The organism is Actinomadura sp. B10D3 (assembly GCF_039871695.1).
GTDB lineage: Bacteria > Actinomycetota > Actinomycetes > Streptosporangiales > Streptosporangiaceae > Spirillospora > Spirillospora madurae.
On record NZ_JBDPLY010000009.1, the window covers coordinates 198,067 to 210,487 of the forward strand.

General features: G+C 68.7%; 10 protein-coding genes and 1 tRNA gene. 6 read left to right on the forward strand and 5 right to left on the reverse strand.

From position 1 onward, the window contains the following. Window positions 1-317: 317 nt before the first annotated feature. Both ABGB11_RS16740 and ABGB11_RS16745 read left to right on the forward strand, forming a co-directional pair. Window positions 318-1,745 carry an IS1380 family transposase gene (locus tag ABGB11_RS16740; protein ID WP_347633623.1) on the forward strand — a complete coding sequence of 476 codons (1,428 nt, stop codon included), beginning with the start codon at window positions 318-320 and terminating at the stop codon, window positions 1,743-1,745. 867 nt (window positions 1,746-2,612) lie between these two features. Then, window positions 2,613-3,056: a hypothetical protein gene (locus ABGB11_RS16745; protein ID WP_347633624.1), complete on the forward strand. Its 444-nt coding sequence runs from the start codon at window positions 2,613-2,615 to the stop codon at window positions 3,054-3,056. A gap of 55 nt (window positions 3,057-3,111) precedes the next feature. On the opposite strand, the gene ABGB11_RS16750 is transcribed toward ABGB11_RS16745, so the two are convergent. The 3 genes from ABGB11_RS16750 to ABGB11_RS16760 form a co-directional block, all read right to left on the reverse strand. After that, window positions 3,112-3,184 (reverse strand) — tRNA-Thr (locus ABGB11_RS16750). Between the two features lie 63 nt (window positions 3,185-3,247). Continuing rightward, window positions 3,248-4,732, reverse strand: coding sequence for an alpha/beta hydrolase (locus ABGB11_RS16755; RefSeq protein WP_347633626.1), 1,485 nt, complete (start codon window positions 4,730-4,732; stop codon window positions 3,248-3,250). A gap of 92 nt (window positions 4,733-4,824) precedes the next feature. Further along, window positions 4,825-5,481, reverse strand: a complete 657-nt coding sequence (locus ABGB11_RS16760) for a TetR/AcrR family transcriptional regulator (protein WP_347633627.1) — start codon at window positions 5,479-5,481, stop codon at window positions 4,825-4,827. Between the two features lie 129 nt (window positions 5,482-5,610). Here ABGB11_RS16760 and ABGB11_RS16765 point away from each other — a divergent pair, with 129 nt between their 5' ends. Beyond that, on the forward strand, window positions 5,611-7,083 hold the full coding sequence (locus ABGB11_RS16765) for a DHA2 family efflux MFS transporter permease subunit (RefSeq protein WP_347633628.1): 1,473 nt from the start codon (window positions 5,611-5,613) through the stop codon (window positions 7,081-7,083). 27 nt (window positions 7,084-7,110) lie between these two features. Next, window positions 7,111-7,848 (forward strand): DUF427 domain-containing protein, encoded by a 738-nt coding sequence (locus tag ABGB11_RS16770; protein ID WP_347633629.1) that lies wholly within the window; start codon window positions 7,111-7,113, stop codon window positions 7,846-7,848. 763 nt (window positions 7,849-8,611) lie between these two features. Here ABGB11_RS16770 and ABGB11_RS16775 read toward each other — a convergent pair. Continuing rightward, window positions 8,612-9,448, reverse strand: a complete 837-nt coding sequence (locus tag ABGB11_RS16775) for a GNAT family N-acetyltransferase (protein WP_347633630.1) — start codon at window positions 9,446-9,448, stop codon at window positions 8,612-8,614. A 637-nt stretch (window positions 9,449-10,085) separates the two neighbouring features. On the opposite strand from ABGB11_RS16775, the gene ABGB11_RS16780 reads away from it, so the two are divergent. Together ABGB11_RS16780 and ABGB11_RS16785 are read left to right on the forward strand one after the other, a co-directional pair. Continuing rightward, window positions 10,086-10,442 carry a MerR family transcriptional regulator gene (locus ABGB11_RS16780; RefSeq protein ID WP_347633632.1) on the forward strand — a complete coding sequence of 119 codons (357 nt, stop codon included), beginning with the start codon at window positions 10,086-10,088 and terminating at the stop codon, window positions 10,440-10,442. A gap of 48 nt (window positions 10,443-10,490) precedes the next feature. Next, the gene (locus ABGB11_RS16785; RefSeq protein ID WP_347633634.1) at window positions 10,491-11,507 is read left to right on the forward strand and encodes an NADPH:quinone oxidoreductase family protein; all 1,017 of its coding nucleotides are present in this window, start codon (window positions 10,491-10,493) and stop codon (window positions 11,505-11,507) included. Between the two features lie 310 nt (window positions 11,508-11,817). On the opposite strand, the gene ABGB11_RS16790 is transcribed toward ABGB11_RS16785, so the two are convergent. After that, window positions 11,818-12,096, reverse strand: coding sequence for a hypothetical protein (locus tag ABGB11_RS16790; RefSeq protein ID WP_347633636.1), 279 nt, complete (start codon window positions 12,094-12,096; stop codon window positions 11,818-11,820). Between the last annotated feature and the right edge of the window lie 325 nt (window positions 12,097-12,421).

Sequence of the window (12,421 nt, forward strand, 5' to 3'; positions counted from 1 at the left end):
TCCGGACACTGCCAGCACCCGATCAGAGTCGACGCCTTGCCCGGGGTCGACCCGTCCAAGGCCGTCCAGACCCGCTGTTAGCACCCGCGACAGCAAGGACACGCAAGCCCTGGATCCGAGCTACTGGCAATCACCTGCTTCGTCGCTTCGCCCTGGTCATGACGTGTGCCTTCCAGGGGAACCTGGCACGCTCAGTTGACCCTGGTGATTCAGTCGTTATGGCTTGATCGTGTGGTGGATCAAGAAAAGGTGCCTCTGTCCTGCAAGGATCTGAGTGTCTAGTTCATGATCTCTGCTGGGGCAGGTGCACCTTTTCGGTGTCGAAGACTATCGGATGGGACCGGCGGCTGAGGGTCGCGGCCACGGGCAAGAACCAGGTCGGCCAGGCGGGGGCGGTGCTGCTGCGGGCTTGCGCGGACCGCACGGGTCTGACGGCGGCGTTGTCGCAGGTGATGCCCTCGAGCACGGCGGCCGGCTGGTGGGACCGGGGCGTGACGTTGGCCTCAACGGCGGTGGCGATCGTGCTCGGGGCGGTGAACCTGTCGGACTGCGAACGGCTGTGGGCGCAGCAGGTCGCGGTGTTCGGGGCGCCGGTCTCGGACTCCACGATCCACCGGGCCCTGGCCGCGACCGACGACGAGCTGCTGGCGAGGATCTCCCGGGCCCGAGCGAAGGTGCGGCGGCATGTGTGGAGCCTGCTGCGGCTGCGGCCGGGTGGCTTCCCCTGGCTGGTGGTGGCCGGTAAGCGCCTGACCGGCTGGGTCGTGATCGACATCGACGCCACGTTGATCACCGCGCACTCGGCCAAGCAGGGGGCGGCGGTCACGTTCAAGAAGACCTGGGGCCACCATCCCCTGGCGGCGTGGTGCGCCAACACCAGCGAGTGCCTGGCGATGCTGCTGCGGGAGGGAAACGCCGGCAGCAACACCGTCACCGATCACCTGGCGGTGCTGGCCGAGGCGCTGCGGCAGGTCCCCGGGTCACCGGCGGCCAAGATCCTGGTGCGGGTGGACGGGGCGGGCGCCACCCATGAGCTGCTGGAACACCTGCAGTCGTTGAACACGATGCGCCGCACGGTCCGGTACACGGTCGGCTGGAAGATCACCGACGCCGATGAGAGGGCGATCGCCGCCCTGCCCGAGCGGGTGTGGGCGGTCTCGCTTCACCAGGACGGCCGGGAACAGCAGGAGTACGGCATCGCCGAGCTCACCGGGTTGAACACCCGCACCGGCTGGCCCGAGGGGATGAGGCTGCTGGTGCGCCGGACCCGCTGGTCGGCCCGGCACGTCAACAAGCTCACCCCGTTCGAGCTCAAGACCGGGTGGCGGTATCAGATCACCGCCACCAACATCGGCCGGATGTGGGGCATCGCCGGCTCCCACCACCCGCAATGGCTCGACGTGCTGCACCGCGCGCACGCCGGTGTCGAAGACCGGGTCCGCACCAACAAGGCCCTGGGCCTGGGAAAACTCCCCAGCAAATCATGGGAGGTGAACTGCGGCTGGGTGTTGGCCGCCAATCTCGCCGCGGACCTGGACGCCTGGACCCGGCTGCTCGGCCTGCACGACTCGGACGACCTCGCCGACGCCGAACCCGGCACCCTGCGCTACCGCCTGCTGCACCTGCCCGGCAGGCTCACCCGCCACGCCCGCACCCGGACCCTGGCCATCGCCGCGGACTGGCCCTGGGCCAAAGCGTTCACGACCTGCTGGGACAGGCTCACCAGCCTGCCCGCCCCGACCTGACCCCAAGCCCCATCCCGACGACCAAGGAAGGAGCCGGCACCTCCTCCGGCCCGTGGAACCGGACGCAGCCGCAGCGACACGCGACGGCCCACCCCCTCACCCCAGGGACGAACGGGCATCAACCGGACCGGCACTCAAACCAGACAACCCGCTGAAGAATCGAGGTTGATCTCTAATCTGCCGGTACCGACCGCGCCGGGGCGGTCCTGCTCTCGAACGCAACGGTCCCTGGGACGTGTACTGCGGATAGCCACAAGATCGATCCGGAGTGCTCATCCGCGCGAACGGCGATAGGTTGATGGGCCCTGCGCAAGCGCAGGACCCATCAGATCAGGAAGTCGCCTCCGCGTCAGAGGAAGCGGCTTCTGTCAACTCTACTTCTGCACCTTGCCGGTGCCATGGCACGTCGAGCAGCGCATCGAACCGACGCCGTTGTTGACGCTTCCGCCGCCCTGGCACGTCGGGCAGGTCTTCTCTTCCATTGAAATTCTCCGTCCTTTCGGGTCCCGCTTTATCGCAAGGTCACCCTTGCCACTCTGAATACCGTGCAGCGTCCGGACCGCTTGGCAAGATCAATTTAGGGTCGACTCTTCGCGTGAGGCGGGTCGATCAGCTTGTTTTCATACGAAAGTGGTCTGAGCTGGAAATCGGCGGGCCGTGACCGGGCTGCGAGACGGGACCGGACGGAACAGGCCGCATGCCCGGCTCGCAGAGCCGGGCGCGGCCGCCCGGCGACCCTCGCAGTGGGGCACCCTGCAATAGTCGAGCATCGACCTGGACGCGAAGCAGATCACGATCAGCGGGTCAACGGGCGTCGTCGCCGGCGAGCGCATCGAGGGGGCGACCAAGAGCGGCCGGTCCCGCGTCGTGAGCATCGATGACGAGACCGTGATCGTGCTGAGGGAGCACCACAGGGCCCAGGCGGCTGACAAACTCCTCGTCGGCGAAAAGTGGCGCGGCGGCGATGACGGCTACGTGTTCGCCACCGGTTGGGGCGACCCGATCCATCCGGACACGGTCGGCTGGTGTCGGCTGGCTGATGACCAGGCCCATCCGGGCCTACAACGACCCAAGAAGGGGCCGCGTCCGGCTGAGCCGCTCCCCCATGCTCGGGTTCACGACCTGCGGCACATCCATGCGATGCCCCTGCTCCTGGCGGGTATGTTTCCGTCCACGTCGTCGCGGCGCGTCGGGCGCGCTGACCTGGCAATCACGCTGCGGGTCTACGCGCACGTGAACCGGTCGGCCAAGGTGGCTGCGGCGGACGTGTTCGCGCAGGTCATGAGGGGGCAGCGTAGGCGCTGCTGTTAGCAGGCCTGGTAGCAAACAGCCCCCTTCCATGATCGGAAGGGGGCTTTGACGTGGGAGCCGCCTGTCGGAATCGAACCGACGACCTATTCATTACGAGTGAATCGCTCTGCCGACTGAGCTAAGGCGGCCTGCCATGCGGAGCACGGCGGGAAGCAGTCTACCGGGTCTCCGGGGGTGGGTTGCACTGGTTATCAGCGGCAGGTGGTTCCGTCCTTCGGCGGCTCGGTCGTGACCAGGTACTTGTCGGTGGCCTCGTTGACGCAGGAGTTGCCTTGCAGGTAGGCGGTGTGGCCGTCACCGTCGAAGGTGAGCAGGACGCCGCTGGAGAGCTGCTCGGCGAGGCTCTGGGACCACTTGTACGGCGTTGCGGGGTCGCGGATGGTTCCGATGACGACGATCGGGGCGGCGCCCTTGGCGGTGATGGGCTTCGGCTGCTGCTTGATCTGGACGGGCCAGTAGACGCAGGGCAGGCCGCCCCAGACGACGAAGGGGCCGAACCGGGGGGCGACCTTCGCGGCCTCGGCAGCGGACTTGCCGTAGGTGGCGAGGTCCGGTGGGTTGGGCTTGTCGACGCAGTTGACGGCCATGTTGGCGTCGGTCTGGTTGCTGTAGGAGCCGTCCTCCTTGCGCTCAACCATCTCGTCCGCGAGGGTCAGGAGGTAGGTGCCGTCACCCTTCTGCATCGCCTGGATGAGGGACTGGCGCAGGACGGGCCAGTACTCCTTGACGTACAGGGCCCTCGCGATCCCCATAACGGCCAGGGACTCAGTGACCTTGCGGGAGCCCCGGGTACTTGGGAGCGGCTTCTTGTCCGTGGCTGCGAGGAAGGACGAGATGCTGGCGATGACCGCGTCGGTGGTGGTTCCGAAGGGGCAGCCGCCTGACCTCACGCAGTCTTCGGCGAACGCGCGGAGGGCGGTTTCGAAGCCCTTCGCCTGCTCGGTCAGTAGTTCGGTGGACGAGAGCTGCGGATCGACTGCACCGTCCAGGACGAGGGCCCGGATGTTCTTCGGGAACTGTTCGGCGTAGAAGGCGCCCAGGTACGTGCCGTAGGAGGCGCCGTAGTAGGTGAGCTTGTTGTCGCCGAGGGCCGCGCGCAGGATGTCTATGTCGCGGGCTGCGTCGACGGTGCCGACATGGGGAAGCTCCGGGGCGGCCTTGGTCTTGCAGCGCTCCGCGAACGCTTTGCCTTGTTCGCCGAGGATGTTCGTCTCGTTCTGGTCGTCAGGGGAGGCGTCGGTGGCGAAGAACGCGTCCAGTTGGGGGCCGCTGTTGCAGCGGACGGGGTCGCTGGCGGCCACTCCGCGCGGGTCGAAGCCGACGATGTCGAAGCGGCGGCGCAGGTCGTCTCCGAAGGCTCGGCCGGCCTGGCGGACGAAGTCGATGCCGGAACCTCCGGGACCGCCCGGGTTGGTGAGGAGGGAGCCGATCCGGTCCGACTTGTCCTGGGCCGGAAGCTTGATGACGGAGATGCCGACCTTCTCTCCGGACGGCTTGGAGTAGTCCAGGGGTACCTGGACGGTCGTGCATTGGAAGTCGTCCCCGCATCCCTTCCAGGTGGGCTTCTGCGCGTAGAAGGAGTCGAGCCCCGCCGGGACGTCGGCCGGAGGCGTCGACTCGTTCTTGGCATCGCCACTACAGGCGGTGACCGTCGCCAGTGCCAGGACAGTCGCCACGCTGATGAACTTTGCTGCCCGCACCTGGACCCCGTCTCGTCGTAGCGGCACGTACGCCGTCGCCTACGCTACGTCGGCGCGATGACCGAGGGCTACTTCCCTCCGTATTCGTGTTCGATGCCGTCGAGCAACCACTTGAGGCCCTGCTCGAAGCTGCTGTGGCTGTAGAGGCCCGTCTCCAGGAAGGGTTTGAGGTGGGGGAGCTCCCCGCTATCGACCAACTTGCGGACGAAGGCCTGTTCCAGAGGGCTCGACGGACGGTCCTGACCGATCCCCTGCTCGAACGCGATGAAGCCCATCATGTAGTAGTCGACGGCCTTGACGATCGTCAGCATCTTCTCTGGATCGTCGGTGAGCCGGGCAATGGCCGCCAGGGACTGCTCGAGGTGGCGCAGGCCGTTCGGCCCCACGCGCACGGAGCGGCCGGCGATCTTCAGCAGCCAGGGATGCCTGATGCTCGCGTCGCGCTCCCTGCGGGCGAGCACGAGCACCGCGTCCCGCCAGTCGTCGGGGAGCTCGCGGTCGTCGACCAGGACCTCGCCCGCGACCTCGTCGTACATGAGGTCGAGGAGGTCCTCCTTCGCGTCGATGTGGGTGTAGAGGCTCATCGCGCGGACGCCCAGCTCGCTCGCGATGCGGCGGATGGACACCGCGTCCAGACCCTCGGCGTCCGCGATCCGGATCGCCGCCTCCACGATCGCCTCGCGCGTCAGCTTCGGGCGGCGCCCGCCGCGCGGACGCGTCCACACATCGTCTGACCTCGATGTTCCCGCCACATCGCCGATGGTACGCGATACGGCGTATCGATACGGTGTACGGACTGAGCGATACGGTGTATGGTGATGGCGATACGGTGTACGGAAACGAGGGGGGCGCCGATGAAGATCACGGAAACCGCACCACCCGCCGAGAAGGGCGGCATCGACCCGCACCTGCGCAACCTCGCGATCGTCGTGGTGCTCGGCGCGATCATGACCGTCCTCGACAGCACGATCGTCAACGTGGCGATCACCGCCCTCGGCAAGGACTTCGGCACCTCCCTGTCGACCATCCAGTGGGTCGTGACCGGCTACACCCTCGCCCTGTCCATGGCGATCCCGATCACCGCGTGGTCGGTGCGGCGGTTCGGCGCGCGGACGATGTGGCTGGTCTCGCTCGGGCTGTTCATCAGCGGGTCCCTGCTGTGCGGGTTCGCCTGGTCGGTCCCCTCGCTGATCGCGTTCCGCGTACTGCAGGGCCTCGGCGGCTGGATGCTGCTGCCCGTCGGGCAGACCATGCTCGTCCGCGAGGCGGGCCCCGACCGGATGGGACGGGTGATGAGCATCGTCTCCGTGCCCGCGATGCTCGCCCCGGTACTCGGCCCGCTGCTCGGCGGCGCGATCGTCGACAGCCTGAACTGGCGCTGGATGTTCTTCGTCAACGTCCCGTTCTGCGCGGTGGCGCTGCTCGCCGCCCTGCGCATGCTGCCCCGTGACGGCGAGCGCGACGTGCACGCCCGGCTGGACGTCCTCGGCATGCTGCTGCTGTCCCCCGGGCTTGCGGTGCTCGTGTACGCCCTGTCCGTTGCCGGCAACGGCGACAGCCTCACCGGTGGCCGCTTCCTCGTCACCGCGATCATCGGCGGCGTCATGGTCGGAGCGTTCGTCGTCCATGCGTTCCGTAAGAGGGACGGCGCGCTCATCGACCTGCGTCGCCTCGGCAGCCGCGCATTCACCGGGGCGACCGGCGGGCTCTTTCTCTACAGCGCCGCGATGTTCGGCGTGATGATCCTGGTTCCGCTGTTCGCGGGTCTCGTCCGCGGGGAGTCGGCCCTGGACGCGGGCTGGCTGCTCGCGCCGATGGGGCTCGGCGCGATGCTCACCATGAGCGTGTCGGGACGGCTGGCCGACCATTTCGGCGGGCGGTGGTTCGCGTTCGGCGGCGTCCTCGGCGTGCTCGCCGGGACCCTGGCGCTCACCGGCCTTTCCCCCGGCACCGGCCGCCCCGTGATCATGTGCGCCATGTTCGTCGTCGGGCTGGGTCACGGCTTGATCGCCCCATGCCTCATGGCGATGGCCTACCAGGGGCTGCCCCGCGAGGCGATCCCGGCGGCGACCACCGGCGCGAACATCCTGGTCCGCGTCGGCAGCTCGCTGGGCACGGCGGTGACGGCGGTCGTCCTGCAGATCAGCATCCGCGACGAGATCCCCGGCGCGTCCGGCAGCCTGGACGAGGCCGCCGCGCTCCACACGGCGGGAACGCCGCACCTCGTGGCCGGCGCTTTCACCACGACCTTCTGGTGGGCGGCCGTGATCCTGCTCGTCTCCCTGCTGCCGATCCTCGCCGTCCCACGCAGAGCAAAGGCGAAATAGGCCCCGGCCGGTGGCGGTTGCCCAAACATGGGCACATCGCGGAAGACCAGCCTCCGGATCGAGGAGAGCGGCAAGCGCGTACGGGCGTACCTGGGCGGTCACCTGGTCGCCGACAGCACGAGGCCGTCCCTCGTATGGGAGATCCCCTACTACCCGACCTACTACTTCCCCGAGACGGACGTGCGTGCCGAGCTCGTCGAGGACGGGCCCGGGAAGCGTTCGCCGAGCCGCGGCGACGCGACCGCCTACACCGTGAAGGTGAACGGGGCGGAGGCCCCGGGCGCCGCGCTCCGCCACACCGAACTGCCTGGCCTGGTCCGGCTCGACTGGGCTGCGATGGACGCGTGGTTCGAGGAGGACGAGGAGGTCTTCGTCCACCCACGCGATCCGCATACGCGCGTCGACGTCCTGGCGTCGTCACGGCACGTCCGGGTGGAGGTGGACGGCGTGACGGTCGCGGAGTCGTCCAGCCCGCGGCTGCTGTTCGAGACGGGCCTGCCGGTGCGGTACTACCTGCCGAAACCGCATGTCCGGATGGATCTCCTCGAACACACCGAGAGCGTGACGCACTGCCCCTACAAGGGCACCGCCGAGTACTGGTCGGTGCATGCGGGCGACGAAATGCACAAGGATCTCGCCTGGTCGTACCCCACTCCGTTGGACGAGAGCCGCAAGGTGGCCGGCCTGGTCTGCTTCTACAGCGAGAAGGTCGACATCTTCGTCGACGGGGTGCTGCAACCCCGCCCGAAGAGCCCATTCGCCTGACCACCGATCACTGCGAACCGCCTGTTCCGTCTCTGTCCCGCTCACACTTTTGATCGTGGCCGAGGCGGAGACGGGGGACGGCACAGAGGCCGGTCGCTCACGTTCCGCGCGGCCTCGTACGTCTCCTCTGTGACGCGGCTGCAGACGTCAAGCGTCACCGGAAGCCACAGGCCCTCCCGGGAGTGGCCGAGAAACCCATCACCCGCCAGGCTGACTCACGCGGCGATCATGGCGCCGATGACACAATGCGCGACACCGTGCAGGACATTCGCGTACCAGGCGTAGCGAACGTGCCGCGCATGCCGGATTGCCGGGCGTGACTGGCGTGGCGAGCGCACCGCGCGTGGCGACCCACCGTGCCGGGACGTGCCGGGCGTGCCGGGCGTGCTATGCGTGGCACGCGTGCCGTGCGTGTCAGGGCAGGCGTGCCGTGCGTGGCATGCGTGCCAGCGCGGCCGTTCTCCGGCAGGGTCCTCGCGCCGGTCCGCGCGGCCAGCTCGGCGACGCGGTGGCCCGCGTGCGTGGAGCCGACCTCGTATAGGTCGCGGGGGATGTTCCGGAGCCCGGCGGCGTGGCGGGCGTGGCGAACGTGCCGCGCGTGTCCTGACGTGGCCTGCGCGTGGCGGGCTTACCTGCCGTGTCAGGCGTGGTCGTGGGTTGCCTGGTTGGCGGGCGTGGTCGGGGTGCTTGGTTTGGCGGGCGTGGCGGGACTGGGTGTGCGGCTAGGAGAGGTTGGGAGGTGTGGGCGGCTCGGGGGTGTGTGCTAGCCGAGGGCTTGGGCTACGGGGAGGTAGAGGCGGGACGGGTCGTTCGGGATCGGGTCGCCGTATTCCATGATCGTCGTCGTGAAGGCGGGGCGGAGGCCCTGCCGTTCCGCCCACGCGGTCAGTTCCGTGTGCCGGTGGTCGATGTCCAGGCGTATCGGGCCCTCGGGGACGATCTCGTCTACGAGCGCGAGGGCGGTGTCGACGTCCTGTGCCAGGACGGGGCCCACGATGGCTCGCCCGTCGTTCCACCACACGCCACCGAAGCCGGCGATGCCCGTCCCGTCCCTGATTACGCGGAACGTCGAGCAGAATGCCGGCAGGCCTTCGATCAGTTGGGATCGGTCGGCTCCGAAGACCTCGGTGTCCAGTGCGTGGATGGACGGCATGTCGGGAGGTTCTACCGGCACTGACACGTTTCGCTCGGACGGGCCTGGACCGGTGCCCATGTAGGTGGTGCAGAGTCCGACAGACCTGAACCCCAGACGCTCGTACAGGGGGCGGCCATATTCCGTGGCGGTCAGGCAGAGGCTGGACGTCCCGGCGTCCTCCATCGCGTGCCGCATGACTCGGCCGCCCAGACCACGGCGCTCATAGCGTTTGGCGACCAGCACCATGCTGATGGCCGCGACGTCCTTGCCGTACGGGGTCGACACCACCGTCGCGGCGAGGCCGCCGTTCCCGTCGTCGACGCCGTACACGTCGCCGACGGAGAACAGGAAGCGCCACTTGTGGTCTTCGCGGCCCCACTCCCGGTCCTCGGCGAGGCGCTGGCAGGCGGCGAGGTCGTCGATTCCGAGCAGCCGCACAGGCCCGTCGGGTACCAGGGAGTTCATGTGATGGAACGCTAAATCGCCTCGAGCAGCCCGCACAACCGAATTACGGCGCCGACCTCAGCGTTGCCGCTGGACGAGGCGACCGCGATGGTCAACCCCACGGCGACTGCCGGCGGCGTCCGCGCCGGGCAGTGCCACCACGGGTTGGCCGGGCGGAACGGTTTCGCCGGCCGCGTTTGCGCCTTCGTGCCTGGCCATCGCGGATCGGCAGTATGTGTGCCCGCGGCTGGCCGGGGTGTCCCTGTGGCAGGGTAAGCCACCCGGCGACCACGTCCGTGGTGGCGCAGGCGGTCGCGGCGGAGTTGATGTCCCCGGCCGCCCGGCCTCCCTCCTCGTCGCCGGCGTCGCCCAGCAGCTCCAGAGCTACGCCGCTGTCGGCGCTCTCCTGGTGGCATCGCCCTGTCTCGCAGCCTCGCCCGCGCGGGTGGCGCTTGCGGTGGGTGCGGAAGTTCGCCGTGCCGCCCGCGACCGGCGAGTGCGCGGGTCTGGCCGCGGGCGGACGTTGCCAGCGGACTGGTCGCCCCGGGGATCAACCTGTCAGGAGGTGACGTCGCCGCCTCGGGGACGGGGTCGGCGGGTGGGTCTTGAGGTTGCGTTGTGCTGGAAGATCGCGGATCGTCCGGGCGTTGCCGGAGGTATGCGGATCGGCGAGGCCGCCCGGGTCAGTGGCGCCAGTGCGAGGTCGTTGCGGTACTACGAGGACGCGGGCTTGATCGTTCCTGGGCGCCGCGGCAACGGGTACCGCGACTACTGCCGATCCACGATCGACCGGGTCCTCGTCATCCGCTCGCTGCTGGAATCCGGGTTGCCCGTTCGGTTGATCAAGGACGTCCTGCCCCATATCACCGAGGCAGAGGCGGGTGTGCCGTGCACGGAATTTCTGCGTGAGGTGCAGAATCACCGCGATCGGCTCGCCGCGCGTATCGCCGCGCTCAGCGCTCAGCAGGCGGCTCTCGACGACTACCTGCGCGAGGCCCGTCGCGCCGCTCAATGAGCCGCCGTTTGACCTTGACGCCTGTGTGAGCCTTCTACGTTCCGGTGCATGGAGACCAACGAGCGGCGTCACAGCGCCGAGCAGACGATGCGGGCACTGGTCCAGCGGTCGGACGGTGGGCCAGAGGATTTGTTCCTGACGACCGATCAACCCCGTCCGGCGCCTGGTCCGGGCGAGTACCTGATCCGGGTCGGCGCCGCGGGGGTCAACTTCGCGGACGTCATGCAGGCGCGTGGAACCTACGGCGGGGGTCCACGGGCGCCCTACGTGGCGGGTTTCGAGGCCGCCGGCGAGATCGTCGGTATCGGCCCGGCGGTCGAGGACCCTCTCCCCGTCGGCTCCCATGTCGTTGGGGCAGGGCCGGGCGCCTTTGCCGAGTACATGACGATGCCCGCCGCGGAGGTGCTCCCCGTCCCGTCGGGGCGGGACGACGCCGAAGCGCTCGGGCTGGTGCTGAACTGGGCGACGGCGTTGGCGGCGCTGAAGCCACTGGGCGACATCGAGCCGGGCGACACGGTGCTCGTTCACGCCGCGGCCGGTGGCGTGGGGCAGGCCGCGGTCCGTCTCGCCCGTCACTACGGTGCGCGCGTGATCGCCACGGCCTCGCCGGCCAAGCACGACACCGTCAGAGCGCTCGGCGCGGACGAGGTCGTGGACGGCGGACGCCCTGACCTGGCCGCGGAGATCGTTCGCCTGACCGGCGGCGTCGACCTGGTCCTGGAGTCCGTGGGGCGGGACACGTTCGAGGTCAGCCTCGCGGTCACCAGGCCCTTCATCGGACGAATCGTGGTGTTCGGTGCGGCGTCCGGCGATGCCTCCGTGACCACTCACGAGCTGGTGTTCACCCATCAGGTCCAGGTCAAGGGGCTGCACATCGGTGCGCTGGCGGCGGCGGTCCCGTCCACCTATCGATCGTTGCTCACCGAGATCGAGGCGCTCATCGCCCGGGGCGTGTACCCGCCCGGCACTCCCCAGGTTCGTCCCCTGGCCGAGGGGCCGGCGGTGCTCCGGGACCTCGAAGCGCGCCGGACCAGTGGCAAGCACGCCCTCGACCCGTGGAGTTGACTACCAACCACCCCGCAAGGCCCGGCCGCGCGCCACCGGCGCAACCGCGGGCCGCCACCCCGCGGCGAGATATGCAATGGATACCAGTCGCCGGGTCCGGCGGCGTTAGCCGCCGACCGGACGGGCGGCGCCCACACATCCTGCCCGCGCCATCAGCGCCTCCGCACGATGCGTTTCCGGCGCGACGCGTTCGGCCGCGCGGGCACACCGCACGAGATACGCCGTGGGTTCCGGTCGCTGAACCGCGTTGGCGCTGTTCGGTTGAACGTGGTCGAGGATGGCAGCCCAACACCGGGGCCGAAAGGCCCGGTCAGTGAAGGCCATCCTGTTCGTACGTCACACTCGTGAAGCTGCCGGTTCGAAGATCATCCGAGGAGACCATGACTCGCTCGAACCCGGTGTCGTGGTCGTCGTCGCCCAAGAGGCGGCCGGGAAGCGTGAGCAGATGCGCATAGTCCTCTTCTCGTTTCCCTACCCACTGGTCGATGAGCGGCCAGCCGAACGCCTGAGCGGCTCCAGGTCGGTACCCCAGCCTCTCTGAGCAGAATTCATCCCAAACCTTGCCGAACCTCGCGTCCGGACCAAGCATCCGTTCGTCGTCATCGAAGTCCGGCAGAGCATCGAAGTCGAAACGTTTTCAAGATCGGATCGTTGGACTCCTCCACCAGCGACGGCAGGGTGATGATGGGGGCGGCGGCGAGGTGCGCTGGGCTCGCGGGCGCTGACCATACGCGCCACCCGGATGGCCTGGCCGCGTCACCGGCGGCCTGCTCTGCGCGACGCGTTCGGTGTGCTGGCAGCCGTGGCGGGGTTGCCGTGGGCGCTGGTTGTCGGGTTCCCGTGGTGTTGGCGGATGCATTACCTCTCGCGTTATCGCACTTGTGAGCGGGTTCGGGAGATCGTCGAGGCTCACG